Annotated in this window: 18 protein-coding genes; 12 read left to right on the top strand and 6 right to left on the bottom strand. The window is 36.7% G+C overall.

All coding sequences use genetic code 11. From position 1 onward, the window contains the following. Positions 1–5 precede the first annotated feature (5 nt). From OQX63_RS07520 to OQX63_RS07505, 4 genes are all read left to right on the top strand, one after another. Positions 6–1,352: a DEAD/DEAH box helicase gene (locus OQX63_RS07520; RefSeq protein WP_265850282.1), complete on the top strand. Its 1,347-nt coding sequence runs from the start codon at positions 6–8 to the stop codon at positions 1,350–1,352. Continuing rightward, positions 1,352–1,624: a hypothetical protein gene (locus OQX63_RS07515; protein ID WP_265850281.1), complete on the top strand. Its 273-nt coding sequence runs from the start codon at positions 1,352–1,354 to the stop codon at positions 1,622–1,624. The genes OQX63_RS07520 and OQX63_RS07515 overlap by 1 nt, the downstream gene beginning before the upstream one ends. Positions 1,625–1,767: 143 nt before the next feature. Further along, entirely contained in the window at positions 1,768–2,103 is a 336-nt protein-coding gene (gene gldC, locus OQX63_RS07510; RefSeq protein WP_121282622.1) for a gliding motility protein GldC, read from the top strand. A gap of 200 nt (positions 2,104–2,303) precedes the next feature. Further along, positions 2,304–2,702 carry a hypothetical protein gene (locus tag OQX63_RS07505; protein ID WP_265850280.1) on the top strand — a complete coding sequence of 133 codons (399 nt, stop codon included), beginning with the start codon at positions 2,304–2,306 and terminating at the stop codon, positions 2,700–2,702. Here OQX63_RS07505 and OQX63_RS07500 read toward each other — a convergent pair. Genes OQX63_RS07500 through OQX63_RS07490 form a run of 3 tightly spaced genes read right to left on the bottom strand, consistent with a single transcriptional unit; the run spans position 2,699 to position 4,153 of the window. Next, positions 2,699–3,211, bottom strand: coding sequence for a lipocalin family protein (locus OQX63_RS07500; protein WP_265850279.1), 513 nt, complete (start codon positions 3,209–3,211; stop codon positions 2,699–2,701). The genes OQX63_RS07505 and OQX63_RS07500 overlap by 4 nt on opposite strands. Before the next feature lie 53 nt (positions 3,212–3,264). Then, the gene (locus OQX63_RS07495) at positions 3,265–3,654 is read right to left on the bottom strand and encodes a hypothetical protein (RefSeq protein ID WP_265850278.1); all 390 of its coding nucleotides are present in this window, start codon (positions 3,652–3,654) and stop codon (positions 3,265–3,267) included. 19 nt (positions 3,655–3,673) lie between these two features. After that, on the bottom strand, positions 3,674–4,153 hold the full coding sequence (locus tag OQX63_RS07490; protein ID WP_265850277.1) for a methylated-DNA--[protein]-cysteine S-methyltransferase: 480 nt from the start codon (positions 4,151–4,153) through the stop codon (positions 3,674–3,676). Between the two features lie 353 nt (positions 4,154–4,506). On the opposite strand from OQX63_RS07490, the gene OQX63_RS07485 reads away from it, so the two are divergent. The 4 genes from OQX63_RS07485 to OQX63_RS07470 all read left to right on the top strand — a co-directional run bounded on the left by OQX63_RS07485 (position 4,507) and on the right by OQX63_RS07470 (position 7,982). Continuing rightward, entirely contained in the window at positions 4,507–5,172 is a 666-nt protein-coding gene (locus tag OQX63_RS07485) for a heme exporter protein CcmB (protein ID WP_265850276.1), read from the top strand. Positions 5,173–5,242: 70 nt separating this feature from the next. Further along, positions 5,243–5,905 carry a cytochrome c biogenesis protein CcsA gene (gene ccsA / locus OQX63_RS07480; RefSeq protein WP_265850275.1) on the top strand — a complete coding sequence of 221 codons (663 nt, stop codon included), beginning with the start codon at positions 5,243–5,245 and terminating at the stop codon, positions 5,903–5,905. 1 nt (position 5,906) lies between these two features. After that, entirely contained in the window at positions 5,907–6,125 is a 219-nt protein-coding gene (locus OQX63_RS07475) for a CcmD family protein (RefSeq protein ID WP_265850274.1), read from the top strand. Between the two features lie 435 nt (positions 6,126–6,560). Further along, positions 6,561–7,982, top strand: coding sequence for a Glu/Leu/Phe/Val family dehydrogenase (locus tag OQX63_RS07470; RefSeq protein WP_265850273.1), 1,422 nt, complete (start codon positions 6,561–6,563; stop codon positions 7,980–7,982). 338 nt (positions 7,983–8,320) lie between these two features. On the opposite strand, the gene OQX63_RS07465 is transcribed toward OQX63_RS07470, so the two are convergent. The 3 genes from OQX63_RS07465 to OQX63_RS07455 form a co-directional block, all read right to left on the bottom strand. Beyond that, positions 8,321–9,715 carry a hypothetical protein gene (locus tag OQX63_RS07465; protein WP_265850272.1) on the bottom strand — a complete coding sequence of 465 codons (1,395 nt, stop codon included), beginning with the start codon at positions 9,713–9,715 and terminating at the stop codon, positions 8,321–8,323. A gap of 146 nt (positions 9,716–9,861) precedes the next feature. After that, positions 9,862–11,886, bottom strand: coding sequence for a hypothetical protein (locus tag OQX63_RS07460; RefSeq protein ID WP_265850271.1), 2,025 nt, complete (start codon positions 11,884–11,886; stop codon positions 9,862–9,864). Positions 11,887–11,950: 64 nt separating this feature from the next. Further along, positions 11,951–12,631 carry a hypothetical protein gene (locus OQX63_RS07455; RefSeq protein ID WP_265850270.1) on the bottom strand — a complete coding sequence of 227 codons (681 nt, stop codon included), beginning with the start codon at positions 12,629–12,631 and terminating at the stop codon, positions 11,951–11,953. Positions 12,632–12,883: 252 nt separating this feature from the next. Here OQX63_RS07455 and OQX63_RS07450 point away from each other — a divergent pair, with 252 nt between their 5' ends. Genes OQX63_RS07450 through OQX63_RS07435 form a run of 4 tightly spaced genes read left to right on the top strand, consistent with a single transcriptional unit; the run spans position 12,884 to position 16,930 of the window. After that, a complete protein-coding gene (locus tag OQX63_RS07450) occupies positions 12,884–13,318 on the top strand; it encodes a cytochrome c maturation protein CcmE (protein WP_265850269.1) in 435 nt (144 codons plus the stop codon). 5 nt (positions 13,319–13,323) lie between these two features. Then, on the top strand, positions 13,324–15,789 hold the full coding sequence (locus tag OQX63_RS07445; RefSeq protein ID WP_265850268.1) for a heme lyase CcmF/NrfE family subunit: 2,466 nt from the start codon (positions 13,324–13,326) through the stop codon (positions 15,787–15,789). 3 nt (positions 15,790–15,792) lie between these two features. After that, the gene (locus tag OQX63_RS07440) at positions 15,793–16,557 is read left to right on the top strand and encodes a Rossmann-like and DUF2520 domain-containing protein (protein ID WP_265850267.1); all 765 of its coding nucleotides are present in this window, start codon (positions 15,793–15,795) and stop codon (positions 16,555–16,557) included. Between the two features lie 40 nt (positions 16,558–16,597). Beyond that, positions 16,598–16,930 (top strand): 2Fe-2S iron-sulfur cluster-binding protein, encoded by a 333-nt coding sequence (locus OQX63_RS07435; protein ID WP_025143142.1) that lies wholly within the window; start codon positions 16,598–16,600, stop codon positions 16,928–16,930. The last annotated feature ends 46 nt before the right edge of the window (positions 16,931–16,976 follow it).

Genomic DNA, 16,976 nt, shown 5'->3' with positions numbered 1-16,976 from the left:
GCGCTATGGCAAAATCGTTCGAAGAATTTAAGTTAAACAGGCAAATTTTAAATGCAGTTGCCGATGCAGGTTACACCGTGGCCACGCCTATACAGGAAAAAGCAATTGCGCCAGTATTATCCGGACAGGATATTTTTGGTATTGCAGAAACGGGAACCGGAAAAACCGCAGCCTTTGTTTTACCGATTTTAATGCAGTTGAAATATGCTCAGGGCGAAAATCCTAGGGCACTGATTTTATCTCCAACACGTGAATTGGCCATGCAGATTGAAGAGCAGGTAAAATTATTTTCTACTTACACCGATTTACGTTCTTTAGTGATTTTCGGCGGAATTGGTCCGAAAACACAGAAAGAGCAAATTGCAAAAGGTGTTGATATTTTGATTGCTACGCCAGGAAGATTCTTGGATTTATATTTAGCTGGCGATATTAATACCCAGAGCTTAAAGTTTTTGGTATTAGATGAAGCAGATAAAATGATGGACATGGGTTTTATAGGCTCAATCCACAGGATTTTGGAAATCGTTCCGCGTAAACGCCAGAATTTATTGTTCTCTGCCACCATGAGCGACTTAGTCCAGAAAATTGCAGGCGATTTCTTGAATAATCCGCTTGTAATTGAGGCATCTGCACAGGCAACCCCTGCTGCAAATGTAACGCAGGCTTTATATTATGTTCCTAATTTTAAAACGAAAATTAATTTACTGCAGCATTTGCTGAAGAATGATGAGGCTTTTAACCGCCTGATTATTTTCTGTAAAACCAAAACGGTTGCAGATAACATTTACAGTTTTATTGAACGTAGATACGGTGCCGAAAATGTTCGTGTAATACATGCCAATAAAGGGCAAAACACCAGGATTAACTCTATAAATAGTTTCAAAGAAGGTAATGTCAGGGTTTTAGTAGCTACAGATGTGGCCAGTAGGGGGATCGATGTGAGTGATGTAAGTCATGTGATCAATTTCGATGTACCCATCATTATCGAAGATTATGTACACCGTATTGGCCGTACAGGCAGGGCTTTTGCCAAAGGTGATGCGATTACCTTTGCAACTGATGCCGAAAAATATTATATCCGCAAGATCGAAAAATTAATTCGCCAATATATTCCGGTAGCTGAGATTCCAGAAGGCGTTTTTATTGATGAAACTCCTTACGAAGAGCGTCAGCATATTGCGAAAGAAATCGATATGCAGAAACGTAAGGAAGATCCTGATTTTAAGGGCGCTTTCCACGAGAAAAAGCATGCTGCAGCGATAGAGAAAAAGGTGAGAGAGAAAGCTAAAGCAAAGGCTGGCAAACAGGTAAAGAGTTTTAAAAAGGGCAAAAAATTCGATAAGAAAAAGTAATGAAGCTCAGGATTACGCCTTTAAATATTGTAAGCGCAGCAGGACTTGGCCTGGTGGTTGTAAATCTTGTTTCGGAGAAAAGTACAGCGCCACGACATGTAAATATGGATGGTTTCTATCTCCTTATATTGGGCTGTTTAATTGTGGTAACATTTATCACAGATATGATTTTCCGCTTTACTTTAAAGGATATTAAAAGAATTTGGATTGTTGAATTGGTTTTTATCGTTATTGCCGCCGTGTTAATGTTAATCTTGCAAAAGGTAGCGTAATTAAACCGTAAAAATATCTCGACAATGTTAATCAGTGTAATCTACTCATCTGTGGAATCAAATTAATTAATCATCTTTGCATCCGTAAAAATTAGTCGGTCTAAATCGGAGGAATCTGTTAAATCGGTGAAATCAATATTAATATGAAAAAAGCAGAAATAAAAATAACCGTTGAGTTAGATGAAGGCAATAACCCGGATAACATACTTTGGGAAAGCACAGATTCTGGTAACGCTGATAAAGTACCTGCGAAGGCGATGTTTTTGTCAGTTTGGGACCACAATTATAAGAATACCTTAAAGATAGATCTTTGGACAAAAGATATGCCTGTTGATGAGATGAAACGTTTTTTTTACGAAACTTTACAAACCATGGCCGATAGCTTTTTAAAAGCCACAAATGAAACTTTAATTGTTGAAGATTTACGCGATTACTGTGCCCACTTTGCAGATAAGATGGGGATTATTGAAGGGCAGTAGTTTTAGTCTTTAGTCTTTAGTCTTTAGTCTTTAGTCTTTAGTCTTTAGCCTTTAGCCTTTAGTCTTTAGTCTTTAGTCTTTAGTCTTTAGTCTTTAGTCTTTAAAAAATACCAGGTAAGTTAGCGATTAAACCATTAACTTCCATTACAAACAATTACCAATCAATGGAATCGTTAAAATCAGTGAAATCATTTTAAACTATGTTAGTATTAAACAAATTCAGGGCGTGGTTGGGCATTTTGTTATGTGTTATTGCAGGTTTTTGCCCAATGTTGAAAGTACCAATCAAGGGTAACTGGAACTTGTATCAATCTGATGCGCGTTTATTTTTAATCACATATGCCATTATCGCTATTTCTGTATTGTTCCTGTTCATCAGAAAGGTGGGAGCATTCAGGTTTATGAGTTTCATCATGGCTATCTGGTATATTTTAGCTGTTATTGCTGTTTATTTTACGGCAAATAATTATACTAAATATGGCTTCGCCAATAAACTGATCGGCAAAGTTGTTCATTTCCAATGGGGCTGGATTGTATTTTTGGTGGGTGTTATATTTATGCTTTTCAGCGTTAAACGTGGCGAAAAAATAACAGCTTAAGCTTTTTCATGCCACTGCGAGGTTAATTTAGCCACATCGTATCCTTTAGCTTTGCATCTGGCTACAATTTCATCATGGGTTTTCTTCGGCATTGTCTGGTTGCGGCTCATGATGAATAAAGATTTATGATCGGGATGGCCTACAACGACATAAGAATAATCATCTGCCAGTTCGATAATCCAGTAATCTACCTTTATCGGCCAGATAAATTGTGCCTGTAACTCTCCTTTATCGCCATCTTCTGACGGGAACATTTTCGAACTTCTGGAGTAAACCTGATCATCCCCGGGTTTTTTATAAGTGGTGATAACATTGTAATAGCCATCCTTATTCAAAGTATATTTGGTAGTGGTTTCGCGGCTCCCTTTATCAAAAATGGTTGGGATAGAATATAGTGAATACCAGGTTCCGGCATATTTTTTTAAATCCAATTTGGCTACCGGAACATTTTTTTCCACAGGCAAATAGGTGAAAAGAACAAAAAGGAGGGAGCAGATCGTTTTCATCATATCATAGGTTTGATATGATTTACGAAACTGACCTAATCTTGGTTTTGAGGATCTTAATCTGCTATAAAATAATCATCAGCACCTTCATCCAGCGGAATATAAATTCTTTCCCATTCATTGCCGTCTACAATTTCCCAGGTATGGCCCGCTCCGGCAGTATCATTTGCGATGAGTACAATCCCAGGCTCGATGATAAAAGTTTCGCCATTGCTTACGGTAAAACGAAGTTTACCTTTTAGTGCAATCACATATTGGCGGCGTGGGGCAGGGTGTGGGATGTTCTCTAAAGTTGATACATCAGTTTGAGCGAAAAAATAATTGGCATTGATATGTTGACGAATAGGAATTTTGCCAATTTCGAAAGCGCATTTATCTTCTTCGATGTTAATTAAACGAATTGCTTTCAGGTAATTATTAGGTGTTCCGGCTTTACTTGTATTCATCTTCAAAAAAAATATGGTTTTAAAATTTTAATTCAGTTTGTCCTTTTTGGGAAACTTCCCTTTCATGTTGCAACAGCCATTGTTTACGCCACAAACCACCTGCATAACCAACAAGTTTACCATTGCTGCCAATTACCCTATGGCATGGCACTACAATAGCCACATTGTTTTTTCCGTTTGCGGCGGCAATAGCCCTTATCGCTAATGGATTGTGCTCTGAAAATTTAGCGTAAGTGGTGGTTTCTCCAAACGGTATGTTCAATAAATTCTGCCAAACCTCCTGCTGAAATGTTGTACCGTTTTGTTTTATTGGAAAACTGAAATGCTGTAATTTGCCATTAAAATAATCATCTATTTGTTGGGTAACTTTTAGCGTGAGGGGATTTGCATTGAGTCCTGTAATAGCTGTTTCGGCAAAAGTTACGGCATGTACAAATTCATCATCGGCAAGGATGGTAATCTGGCCAATAGGCGATGCAATAACTGATGCGTATTTCATATTTCCTTTTTTATGCCACAAATTGCACTGATTTCATTCAATTTACTTGTCTTTGTTTCTGTGCCTCTGTGGTTAAATTAAGCTTGTTATATTTGTTTTTGCCACAGCTTGCACCGATTAACACGGCTTTATTCAATTTACTTCTCCGTGTTTCTGTATCTCCGTGGCTAAATTAAGCCTGTGGGTATTTGTTTTTGCCACAGCTTGCACCGATTAACACGGCTTTATTCAATTTACTTCTCCTTGTTTCTGTGTCTCTGTGGCTAAAATCTCCAGCCTGATCGCTAAACAAAATTACAACAATACAACAATTTAAGCGCGCAATATTTATCAATAAAAGTATCTTTGCGGTTATGCAATTGGCCAAAGAGGTTAAATATTTAATTCACAAGGAAGTATTGTTAGAGTGGCGTTCCAAATATACTATTAACGGTGTATTACTCTATGTAGTTTCTACCATTTTTACCTGTTACCTCTCGTTTGTTAGCCTGGGCGATAAATTGACATGGAATGCGTTGTTTTGGATCATCATGCTTTTTGCCTCCATTAATGGCGTATCAAAAAGTTTTCTGCAGGAAACCAAAGGTCAGCAATTGTACAGTTATGTTTTGGCAAGTCCGGCCGCGGTTTTAATTTCTAAAACAGTATATAATATACTGCTTATGTTGGTATTGACCACAATTGCTTTAGGTTTTTATACACTGGTTTTTGATTCTTTTACGCCACCCGATTTATGGCTGTATTATGTCGCTGTAGTACTGGGCAGTATCAGTTTCTCTACTGTGTTTACCATGGTTTCGGCTATTGCAAGTAAGGCAGGTAATGGTGGAATGTTAATGGCGATCTTAAGCTTTCCGATCATTATTCCGGTATTGATTTTATTAATTAAACTTGCTAAAAATGCAGTTGATGGCTTGCCATGGGAAAATAGCTACGATGAAATTGCAATGTTACTGGTGGTGAATGTACTCATGGTGGCCACGTCTTTATTGTTATTTCCTTACCTTTGGAGAGACTAAATATGGAAGATGGAAAACGGATAATAGAATCTACATTCAATGCTCAATTATTCAATAATTAAATATAAATATGCATAAAACCTGGTGGAAAATTTTAGGTTCAGTATTGGTAATTTATACCGCAATAGCAGGTTTATTGCTGGGCGTACCCCGTTTACCGATATTAAATGAAACAATTAGAAATCTTTATTTCCACGTTCCCATGTGGTTTGCGATGATTGTATTGTTTTCGATCTCTGTTTTTTACAGTGTAAGGTCATTGAGCACCAAAAGTGAAATTGATGATATGAAGGCTGTAGAAAGTGTAAATGCTGGTATTGTTTTTGGCCTTTTAGGTTTAGTAACTGGTGCCATCTGGGCAAAATTTACCTGGGGACAGTTTTGGAGTTTCGATCCTAAACAAAATTTTGCCGCCATTTCAATCTTGCTCTATTTTGCTTACTTAATTCTCAGGAATGCAATTGATGAAGAACAAAAAAGAGCGAAGATTTCGGCTATTTACAATATTTTTGCCTTCCCAATGATGGTGGTATTACTTTTTGTTTTGCCGCGCTTAAAAGATTCATTACACCCAGGCAATGGTGGTAATCCTGGTTTTAACAGTTACGATTTAGATAGCCGCATGCGTATGGTATTTTATCCTGCATGTTTAGGCTGGATTTTAGTTGGCTACTGGGTATATACCATTCGTTTCAGAATACGTACTATTGAGAATAAACAACAACAAAACTAAAATGAAGAAGATATTTTTCTCCCTGATATTAATGATGGCTACGCTACAGTTATTTGCACAGGATAATGGCGTAGAAATGGCCGATAACCTTCGTAGCAATGGAAAAATTTACGTTGTGGTCATCTGCATCGTAATTATTCTGGTAGGTTTACTGGCTTACCTTTTCTCCATAGATAAAAGATTGAAGAAAATCGAAAAAGAAAACCGCATCGATAGGTAAATAAAAGATCGTAATTGCGATAGTCCTGATTAATTTTTAAAGGAGATCAAAATGATATTGATCTCCTTTTTTATGTCTTATTTCTGATGCAAAATTTATGATATTCGTAATTATTGTAGTGTTTTTGTTCGTCGATTAATCAGTATCGTAATAAAATGGCTTTGTGGATATTTTTTTTATAATTTTTTTTTCATCATAATAAGCAATCATAAAACCTACAAAAATAGTCGTTTTATCAGGTTGAAGAGTCAACATATCCCTGTTTAAACCTGTTTAAATATTGTTTTTGAACAGTTTTGTATAAACGGTATAAAACCTGTTCCAAAGCCTGAATAGGGTGGTGTTAGCTGTACACTAAGTATTTTTGCATTTGGATATGTGCAGTTTTTTTAGGCAATTTTGCACTGAAAACTTATTCAATATAAAAAATAAATAATGGCTAATCTAGCAGACGAGAACAAGTTCTTTGCAGATGTTTGTAAAAACTTTGACAGTGCGGCTCAATTCACCAATCATCCAGAAGGTTTATTGAACCAGATTAAAACATGTAATAGTGTATATCGTTTCCAGTTCCCAATCCGCCGTGGAAATGGTTTTGAAGTAATTGATGCCTGGCGCGTGGAGCATTCTCACCACATGAGCCCTACAAAAGGTGGTATCCGTTACAGTGAAATGGTAAACGAAGATGAGGTTATGGCGCTTGCTGCCCTAATGACTTACAAATGTGCCATTGTTAATGTTCCGTTTGGTGGTGCAAAAGGTGGTATTAAAATCAACACTAAACAATATAGTGTTGCAGAGTTAGAAACCATTACCCGTCGTTATACTACAGAATTAATTAAGAAAAACTTTATTGGCCCTGGTATTGATGTTCCTGCCCCTGATTATGGATCTGGCGAACGCGAAATGAGCTGGATAGCCGATACTTATATGACCATGAACCCAGGTCAGCTTGATGCATTGGGTTGTGTTACCGGTAAGCCAATTGCTTTACACGGTATCCGTGGTCGTAAAGAGGCTACAGGCCGTGGGGTAGCTTATGCTGTACGTGAGTGCGTTGAAGTTGCAGAAGATATGGCTAAAATTGGCTTTAAAGCTGGTTTGGGCGATAAAAGAGTAATTGTTCAAGGTTTAGGTAATGTGGGTTATCACTCTGCTAAATTCCTGGCCGAATTTGGTGCAACTATTGTTGGTCTTTGTGAGTTTGAAGGTGCTATTTACAACCCTAACGGACTAAATGTTGATGAGGTTTTTGCACACCGTAAAAACACGGGTTCAATTTTAGATTTTCCTGGGGCTACCAGCTTTAAAAATTCAATGGAAGGTTTAGAGCAAGATTGCGATATCATTGTTCCCGCAGCTTTAGAAAACCAGTTTACAGAGCTTAATATCCGCAATATTAAAGCAAAAATTATTGCTGAAGGTGCCAACGGACCAACTACGCCAGAAGCTGAAGCCATTTTTACAGAAATGGGTGGTATCATTATTCCTGATATGTATTGTAATGCTGGTGGTGTTACGGTTTCTTATTTCGAATGGTTGAAAAACCTTTCGCACGTGGCTTTTGGTCGTATGGAGAACCGTTATGCAGCTAACTCAAATGCTAATCTGATCAACACTTTAGAAAACCTAACCGGTAAAACGATTCTTCCGGAGCACCGTTTAATGATTGTTAAAGGCGCATCTGAAATGGAACTGGTTAACTCTGGATTAGAAGATACCATGATCCATTCTTACCACGAAATCCGCGAAACTTTAATGACTAAACCGGGTACACAAACGTTAAGAACTGCTGCTTTTGTAAATTCAATCGATAAAATTGCGGTTTCTTACATGAACTTAGGCGTTTGGCCGTAATAAGGCCTGGGGTAGGAAGGCAGAAGGTTTAAGGCTTTCCCTCAACGGTAAATAAAAAAAAACCTTACAGATTTTAGAACTGTAAGGTTTTTTTGTTGACTAATTTCGTTACCGCGAAACCATCTTAATCTTGCAAATGTTAGCTTATGAGGGGCGTCATTCCCAACTTGATTGGGAATCGTAATGCAAGCGCTTTAAGATTCCAGCCTGCGCGGGAACGACGACCACTCTATTGAAATCTGTCAATCGTAGCCTATCGAACGACTTGTATGATTTATAAGAATAACATAAAAGATCACAATACTCTGCGTAAATCACCTTGAATCTGCAGGAAATACTTACTTGTTTGCCGGAATATCAACATTGAAATTAAAATTTAATGAATTATTGAATCCATTTTTAAACACTTTTAAAAGTTGGATCAAGGCGTTACTATCCTCATTTAAAAATAAAAGTTCCGATTCTAGTTTGATTTTGTCTTTTTCTATACTTTTTGCTTTGATCTCCAGCTGACTAAAAGTACCCAGTTTATCTGCAATTAAGGGTATGGATGTTTGATTGATCAATTTTTTAAAATCAACTTTAAAATAAAAGAAGTCGTCAGATGATGCCCTTTTCAAATCGGGTTTAGCGCTTTGAACTGTACTTAATTGAACATTACCATTACTGCCTTTAAAATAAAATTGGTATAAAGGAATCATTGCGCTGCTAATCTTTCCGGTAGATTGATCTAATGCACCTAGCGATTTAAGATAAGTACTCACTTCTTTATCGTCGGCATTTAGATTTATAGTAATTGAGGGAATCTTCCGGTTTTGAAGTATTTTTTTCTCCACCTGCTCAAAGTCATCATTGTATTCATAGCCAACAATGGTATCTACCTGCGTAATGGTGTTTGTCCATTCAAAATCCACGTAATCTTTGTAAAATCTGAAAAAACTATCTTTTGAAAGTAGAGAAAGACTTACAGCTGCATTTTTTTTAGACAAAGTAGGTTTAAACTTCCCGTTTAACCACATACTCACCGTACTTTCTGGATTTAAAATCCGGTGTTTAGGTTGATCAGTGGGTTCGAACCACTTGTTTACCAATTCACTATGCAAAGCAATTTTTCCATCGTTAAAATTAATCTTGCTTAAATTTTCTGCATTTTGAAAAGACAAGTGATCGGAAAGCCCTGCCATTTGCTCAAACTTGCTATCGCTAATTTTAACCATGTTTTTCTGAGCCAATATTTCTTCCAGCACCTTTTTTACCGGTTCCTTTTTAGGTGTAAATGCTAGCGCTACAGTTGTTTTATTCAACAACAGGCAAACTGTTGAGTCGGCTGATTGGAAGAAATTACTGTCTTTTTTTATTAGGGAGAGTTTTTTCAGTACAAAGCGGTTAAAGGCCAAACTATCTGCTATTTCGAAACGCGTAAAAAAAGTATTTTGAATCGTTCCTTTTAAAGCGTAGATATAAATGTTGGCAGGAATTTTTAAGCCTGTATTTAAATCATTAACCTTTTCCTTAATTCCTTTCCTGTCTGCTCCATCATATTGACCGGGGTGTTTAAGGTAACTAACCGCAATGGTTTTATATAACTCATCCACGTTTATTTTTAATAAAGTTTGAGTATTTGAAGGAATTAATATTTTATTGGCCTGGATTTGCCTGTATTTAAAAAAGCCAAAATAAAAAAGAAGCAGCAATACAAGTATCGCTGCTGTTATTTTTAAAAATTTCACCATAATAAGGTTAATCGGTTAATGGTTTAAATCGGTTAACTGTAAATTGGTTTATTCGTTCACCCGTCATTAGTATACTGGTAATTGAAACATTCAAACTTTGCAACATTTCAACCTTAGAGCGTTCAACCTTTAAAGCCTCTACCTAACTACTTCGCCGCATTTTCAATTAACGAGAACAAATATTTCAATGCATTTTCATGTCCGTTCGGAATTTCTGCGCTGATATCTGCTGAAACCAATCTGCCCTTAACCGGGTTAGATTTCATATATACATTACCCATTTTTTCTAAAGTGCTGTTGAATTTTTTAGCCGTTTCCTCGCCACCAATTTCAGAAGCGGGTACTTTGCCTACCAGGTTTTGGGCATTAAATAAAAAGCTGAAATTGTTTTGGCTCAATAGCTGCTTATGAATTTTACTTAATTTATTGCTGCTGTACTGATTGTTTTGAATGCCCTGCATTTCTGTTAACGAATTCCCAAAAAACACAATGCCATCTTTAATCTGGAAATAAATATCAATAGGGCTCTTCTTTTCCATTATTTTGTAAATGTTACCCTCTGCACTTACCAGTTTTTTGTTTACACCATATTTAATCAGTTTATTGATCAATCTGGTATCTTCAGAAGAAAACATGAAAAGGAAATCAGGTAAAGTTTCATTTTTTGTTTTTGTTACTTCTTTCTGATTGTAATCGTCGTCGTACTCATAAGAAGTGTACGTAACTTCTTTTGTATTTAACCCATTAATTACAAATAAGGCGTCTCCCTTAATTACTTTGCTAACTGCTTCTTCATCTAACAAAAGAGAAATCAGATCAGCGCCAAGGTTCATTTCTTCATCCATTTTAGCCCCCATAAAAGACCCATAAGTTTGTTTTAATAATTTAGGGAATTCTTCCAGATAAGCTTTGGTGTCGATAGAATAGCTCATAAAGCCAAGTGCTTTTTCGCTGTTCACATATTTCAAAAACTTTTTGTTTAACTTTCTGTTCAGGATTTTTTTATAGGAATCTGCTTGTTCCTGCGATAATTCCATTCCTGTTGAGATGCGGAAACTTTTGTCGTCCATAAAAAGTTTGGCGTTTAAGCTGCCATAACCTTTCATTAAGCCTGCTTTACCATAGGTGCCAAATTCTGGCGCAATTGAATTGTAAACATCCTGCAGACTCGATACCCAAAGCTCTGCAATGGCTTTGTTATCCAAACTTGAGGTATAAGATTTATTTGTCTCAATAGATTGGTAAGTGCCGTTGAAAATATGATCGGACTGAGCAGTCATCCAGGTAAAAGCTAGTCTTTTTTTCTTGGCGTCCTGTTCTGCACGTTCCTGCTGATAGGTATCGTATTGTTCGTCGATAATGCTGTCGGGGGGAGTCATATCACCCGTGGTATCGGTTACGGATGTCGTGGAATAATCAAAATCTGGATTGGTTTTAGCTGTATTTTTAGCTTTCTTGGTATTTTTCTTTTTGCCTGATTTTTTTCTGCTAACCGGCTTTTTGGTGTTTTTTTTAACTGCAGGTTTTTTCTGCACTTTTACTTTTTCAACAATTGGTGGTGCATCAACTGCCTCCACCATAGGCGCTTCTGTTGTTGCATAGGCAGAATCAACAGCTACACTATCCGTAGCCATGGCATCGTCACGCATAAACCTGATATCTTTAATTCCATAACGGGCAGATTTGGCAGAATCGGCAAAAAATGAACTTTTAATGCTTCCTGTTACAAAATAAAGCATGTTGTTGTTCCATTTGATGATACTTGTGCTATCAGGCAAAACCATTGTACGGATATCGCCCTGTTGGGTAAATTTTTTCTCTTTGTTTTCAATCAGGCTTTCAAATTTATTGGCGTCTTTTATCGGAATCAGAAAACAGTTGTACGTAATACTATCGCTCAACTGGTTAAAGTAATACATATTTTTCTCCAGGTTAATGCCGAAATCTTCGATACTGGTGAAATTTTTATCCAGAGATTTAGAGGTTTCCGTCAATAATTTCTTGCCTACAAAAGATTCGTTGAAATCTTTTACGAACATGAGTTTAAAAACATTATCGCCTTTTATGGTAGCGACTGTGAAAGCATTTGAAGGGATTTTCTTGACCAAATCCTGCGCCTTGATCAAATTGAAAGATAAAAATAGGGAAAGGGCAATTAGAATTTTTTTCATTTAGATAGATTTTTTAGAGATGAGCCCTGGGGGTTTGTCCGTGCGACAAAAGACCAGGATAATTTTATTTAGATAGTTGGATAGTATTAGATACGTTAATTTTGGCGTTGATTAAATCCGTGATGCTGCTTTTTAGCATTACTGCTTTTTTAGATTTTGATACATTTGATGCCGGATTGCTACTACTTGTTACAACAGATTCGAAACGGTAAATGCTGGTATAGGTTGCACCGTTAAAAACCGCTTTGTCTTTGGCTTTTAATTTATTGAATTCTGTTTTGGCAGTGCCTATTGCCTGATATTTCCGGCTAAAGGTTTTTGTGGCCTTATTATAGGTATAAGATGAAGTATTGGTCGCCTTTATTTTTTGCCGGGCAAGAATATTTTTGGTGATGTTATTGATATTTGAAACATCTTTAAAGGAAAAGCTAATGGTTGCAATGTAGTTATTGAAATCGCTTGTGCTTTTTACATTGGAAATACCTTCTGATTTTTTTAAATAAGACACAGCTTCGTTTAATTCTTGCTGTATTTTCTGTTTACTAGGTACTTTATAGCCTTGTACACTATCTAACAGCATTACAGAAGCTACTTTGGTTTTACTTTGACTTAGGTTTATAGTTAAAGTAACATCGCCTGTACCATCATTTTTCATTGAAATTTCTTCAATTACCTCAAAGCAGGAGCTTAAAACGGGTATTAAAAAGATAAATAGCAAAAGCTTATAAAACTGTTTCAAGTTCATGTTAATCCGGTTAATGTTTTACTGTAGACTGTAAAAGGAATGATTATCTGAAAGGCCAAACTTAATAATTTCAATATAAACTTTTAAATGATTTAAAAGTTTCATTAGATTAATTATAAATATGGGCTTTAGAAAAAATATTTCCCATCAAAAATCAGGTGATTGTCAATATAAAGACAAGAAAAATGTAAAAGAATGCTGGCTAAGCCTATTTTTCTATCTTTGTTGCCAGCTTTTACAACAAGTATAACCATGAAGAAAAGTGCAATCATTGGATTAATTACCATCGCAATTTCTGTAGGAATTTTATTTAGCTTAAACGCAAATACAGATACCTATTCTAATTTTAAACAGGCCACCCTTTCTGAGAAAGAGGAGCATGTTATGGGCTATTGGGTAAAATCAATGGGTACTTATTATGATGCGGAAAAAGATGCGAACCATTTTTCATTTCACATGAAAGATGAAAAAGGAGAAGTGAGAGAGGTCATTTATGCAGGTACTAAACCACAGGATTTCGAAAAATCAGAAAAATTAGTGCTTATTGGTAAAATGGATAAGGACAAATTCTACGCATCGAAAATTTTGATGAAATGCCCTTCTAAGTATAATGATAATCTGGTAGAGATTAATAAAGATGGCAAAGTAGACACCGTAGGTAAGTACGGCGAGAAAAAATATAACTAATTTTAATGGATATTCAATTTGTAGGCGAACACCTGTTGCCAGGTAAAATCGGACAGTTTTTTATTGTACTGGCTTTTAGTGCATCATTACTATCTACGATATCGTATTTTTTTGCCAGTCGCGATAAAAATTTAGAAGATAAATCTTGGCGTAACTTAGGCCGTATTGGCTACCTGGTTAATTTTGCCAGTATTATCGGTATTGGCGTCATTTTGTTCTACCTGGTATTGGGCCATTATTTTGAATATTATTATGTCCAGTCCCATTCTTCAAAGCAACTTCCCGTTTACTATATTATATCTTCCTTCTGGGAAGGACAGGAAGGTAGTTTTTGGCTTTGGGCTTTCTGGCAATCCTTTTTAGGTACCTTATTAATCTGGAAAGCTAAAACCTGGGAAAACCCTGTTATGACAGTTGTCGCTTTCTCTCAGGTATTTTTAACCTCCATGCTTTTGGGTGTAGAAATATTTGGCGAGCGTATCGGAAGTTCTCCATTTATCCTGTTAAGAGATGCAATGGATTTAAAAGCACAGGCACCAGTTGTTTTTGCAAATCCAGAAAATTACAAAAATTACCTAAAGTTCATAACCGATGGAAAAGGATTAAATCCATTGTTGCAAAACTATTGGATGGTAATTCACCCACCAACCTTATTTCTAGGTTTTGCCAGTATGATTGTGCCTTTTGCCTATGGAATTGCGGCTTTGTGGCAAAAAAGATATAAAGAATGGATTAAACCAGCTATGCCATGGACGCTTTTTGCAGTGATGGTTTTGGGTACGGGTATTATTATGGGTTCTTTCTGGGCTTACGAAGCGCTAAACTTTGGCGGTTTCTGGGCATGGGATCCTGTAGAAAATGCTTCTTTAATTCCATGGTTAACCTTAATTGGTGCCGTACACGTTATGATTGCTTATAAAAATACTGGTCATGCTTATTTTACTGCAATTGCCCTCGTATTTCTAAGCTTTTTATTGGTGCTTTATGCATCATTCTTAACCCGTAGTGGTATTCTGGGCGATACATCTGTACACTCATTCACCGATATGGGCATGTTTGGACATTTGATTTTATACAATGTGGTATTCGCGGTTTTGGCTGTTGCTTTGATTATCAAGCGGTGGAAAGAATTACCGATTACAACCAAAGATGAAGAAACCTATTCGCGCGAATTCTGGATGTTTATTGGCGCCTTAGTGGTAACCATTGCTTGTATCCAGGTGATCTTCTCCACTTCGGTCCCTGTATTTAACAAAGCCTTTGGAACTAACTTTTCTCCTCCAATTGATGCGGTAAAATACTATAATCAATGGCAGGCACCTTTCGCCGTATTAATCACCCTGATCTCGGGTTTCTCTCAATATTTAAAATACAAAAGAACAGATTCACGCAAATTTTATAGCAGCCTGATATCTGTAATTATCTTTTCAACCGTATTAACAGCAGGTGTGGTATATGTTACTCATATTTATACCAATACCATGTACATCCTGATTACTTTTAGTTGTTTGTTTGCAGTGCTTTCAAATGCTAGCGTATTGTACCAGGCTTTCGGTGGCAAGGTAAAACTGGCCGGATCGGCGATTGCACACATCGGTTTTGCTTTCCTGGTTTTGGGGGCGCTAATTTCTGCCGCTACTAACAAACCTTTATCTATTAATGCGAATAATTTTATTCCGGTAAAGGATTTTGAGAAAACAGAGAAACCTGGCGAAAACATTATGTTGTATAAGAATGAGCCTAAACAAATGGGCAAGTACACGGTAACTTATGTGAGCGATACCACTCAGGCCCCGAATACTTTTTATACGCTTAATTTTAAGGTTGTAGATAAAGACGGTATGGTTAAAGAAGATTTCAATTTGCACCCTCATACTCAGGATAATGAAAAAATGGGTTTAATTGCTTCTCCTGATACTAAACATTACCTTACTTACGATGTGTACACGCACATTACCAGTGCAGCAGTTAAACAAACTGCTCATGACGATCATGAAGGACATTCTGATGATGAAAATTATAAAGCACCGCGCATTGTTAAGGTTTCAGTAGGCGATACCATTCATACTTCGAGTGGTGTGGTTACAGTTAAAGATTTAGATAGAAAACCTACCGCCAAAGATTTAGCCTTGGCTCAAGGAGATTATGCTGTGGGGTTGCCACTAGAGGTAAATGCTGCTGGAAAAGTTTATAATACAGAGCCTATTTTCTTAATTAAAGGAAACAATACTTTCGATTTTGCTCGTAAAATAGATGAACTGGATCTAAAATTCCGTTTTTCAAGAGTATTACCAGAGGAGAAAAAAGTAGAACTTCAGATTTTTGAAAAACCTCAACAAGCTAAAGATTGGGTTGTTTTTAAAGCAATTGAATTTCCTTTCATCAATTTATACTGGGCTGGTACCATCGTAATGGTTGTGGGTTTCTTACTTTCAATTTTTAGAAGGAGAAAAGAGGCCAAAGGCGCATAAATCATGAAAATTGTTTTATTAGGTTCTGGAAATGTTGCCACACATTTAGCAAAAGCTTTAAAAAGCAAGGGCGAAGAGATCGTGCAGGTGTACAGTCAAAACCTGGATAATGCAACCTTATTGGCACAATCGATTGCAACTGAAGCCATCGGAGATTTAAATGAAATTAAGCAAAATGCTGATTTATATATTATCTCGGTAAAAGATGATGCGATTGAAAGCGTTGCCAAATCATTAAAACATGTAACCGGCCTGGTGGTACATACCTCTGGCACTACCGATATTAATATTTTATCATCACAAGTTAAGAAGGCTGGTGTTTTTTATCCTTTGCAAACTTTCTCAAAAGATAAAGAAGTTTCATTTGAAAACATTCCGCTGTGTATCGAAGCAAATGATGAAAATCAATTAACGATTTTAAAAAATCTCGCTGCTAAAATGAGCAGAGAGGTGCATGAGCTAAATGGCGAGAAGCGGAAAGTGCTACACCTTGCTGCAGTATTTGCCTGTAATTTTCCGAATCACCTGTACGCTTTGGCCAATAAAATTTTAAATCAGAATGGTTTGGATTTCGACATTATGAGGCCTTTAATTGCAGAGACAGCCGATAAGGTAATGAGTAACCTGCCCGAAAATGTGCAAACCGGTCCAGCAATAAGGGCTGATGAAAATACTTTAAATAAGCACTTGAGCATGTTAATCGATATGCCCGAATTGCAGAACATTTATCAAACACTGAGCAATAGCATAAAATTAACGCTGAAATAGCATAATTACGGCTTTTGCTTATTACTTTTGCAAAATAATTATGAGCATTTTTAAACTGAAAATAAATTTTGAAGAAGCAGATCACGAATCTATTGAATTGCCAATAGCAGCTGGTGAATCTGTTTTAGATGTTTGCCTGGATAATGGAATCGAATTACAACACAACTGTGGAGGTGTTTGTGGTTGCAGTACCTGCCATGTGTATGTAACCAAGGGAATGGATAATATCGAAGAGATTTCTGATAAAGAAGAAGATTTTATCGATAGGGCTGTTCGTCCGAAAATTACTTCGCGTTTAGGTTGCCAGTGTGTGGTAATCAACGGCGATATCGAAGTGACCATTCCAGATCAGTCTGGTTTTATGGGGCACTAGTAAGTCCGGAGTCTAGAGTCCTTAGTCGGGAGTCTGAACTTTACAG

This window comes from Pedobacter sp. PF22-3 (genome assembly GCF_026239555.1).
GTDB lineage: Bacteria > Bacteroidota > Bacteroidia > Sphingobacteriales > Sphingobacteriaceae > Pedobacter.
The sequence above is the reverse complement of the archived record's forward strand: the minus strand, read 5'-3'. Positions and strand labels throughout refer to the sequence as shown.

What these genes read in the sequence shown, in the direction of transcription:
- OQX63_RS07520 (WP_265850282.1), top strand. Translation starts at nt 6, where the DNA reads ATGGCAAAATCGTTCGAAGAATTTAAGTTAAACAGGCAAATTTTAAAT.
- OQX63_RS07515 (WP_265850281.1), top strand. Translation starts at nt 1,352, where the DNA reads ATGAAGCTCAGGATTACGCCTTTAAATATTGTAAGCGCAGCAGGACTT.
- gldC (WP_121282622.1), top strand. Translation starts at nt 1,768, where the DNA reads ATGAAAAAAGCAGAAATAAAAATAACCGTTGAGTTAGATGAAGGCAAT.
- OQX63_RS07505 (WP_265850280.1), top strand. Translation starts at nt 2,304, where the DNA reads ATGTTAGTATTAAACAAATTCAGGGCGTGGTTGGGCATTTTGTTATGT.
- OQX63_RS07500 (WP_265850279.1), bottom strand. Translation starts at nt 3,211, where the DNA reads ATGATGAAAACGATCTGCTCCCTCCTTTTTGTTCTTTTCACCTATTTG.
- OQX63_RS07495 (WP_265850278.1), bottom strand. Translation starts at nt 3,654, where the DNA reads ATGAATACAAGTAAAGCCGGAACACCTAATAATTACCTGAAAGCAATT.
- OQX63_RS07490 (WP_265850277.1), bottom strand. Translation starts at nt 4,153, where the DNA reads ATGAAATACGCATCAGTTATTGCATCGCCTATTGGCCAGATTACCATC.
- OQX63_RS07485 (WP_265850276.1), top strand. Translation starts at nt 4,507, where the DNA reads ATGCAATTGGCCAAAGAGGTTAAATATTTAATTCACAAGGAAGTATTG.
- ccsA (WP_265850275.1), top strand. Translation starts at nt 5,243, where the DNA reads ATGCATAAAACCTGGTGGAAAATTTTAGGTTCAGTATTGGTAATTTAT.
- OQX63_RS07475 (WP_265850274.1), top strand. Translation starts at nt 5,907, where the DNA reads ATGAAGAAGATATTTTTCTCCCTGATATTAATGATGGCTACGCTACAG.
- OQX63_RS07470 (WP_265850273.1), top strand. Translation starts at nt 6,561, where the DNA reads ATGGCTAATCTAGCAGACGAGAACAAGTTCTTTGCAGATGTTTGTAAA.
- OQX63_RS07465 (WP_265850272.1), bottom strand. Translation starts at nt 9,715, where the DNA reads ATGGTGAAATTTTTAAAAATAACAGCAGCGATACTTGTATTGCTGCTT.
- OQX63_RS07460 (WP_265850271.1), bottom strand. Translation starts at nt 11,886, where the DNA reads ATGAAAAAAATTCTAATTGCCCTTTCCCTATTTTTATCTTTCAATTTG.
- OQX63_RS07455 (WP_265850270.1), bottom strand. Translation starts at nt 12,631, where the DNA reads ATGAACTTGAAACAGTTTTATAAGCTTTTGCTATTTATCTTTTTAATA.
- OQX63_RS07450 (WP_265850269.1), top strand. Translation starts at nt 12,884, where the DNA reads ATGAAGAAAAGTGCAATCATTGGATTAATTACCATCGCAATTTCTGTA.
- OQX63_RS07445 (WP_265850268.1), top strand. Translation starts at nt 13,324, where the DNA reads ATGGATATTCAATTTGTAGGCGAACACCTGTTGCCAGGTAAAATCGGA.
- OQX63_RS07440 (WP_265850267.1), top strand. Translation starts at nt 15,793, where the DNA reads ATGAAAATTGTTTTATTAGGTTCTGGAAATGTTGCCACACATTTAGCA.
- OQX63_RS07435 (WP_025143142.1), top strand. Translation starts at nt 16,598, where the DNA reads ATGAGCATTTTTAAACTGAAAATAAATTTTGAAGAAGCAGATCACGAA.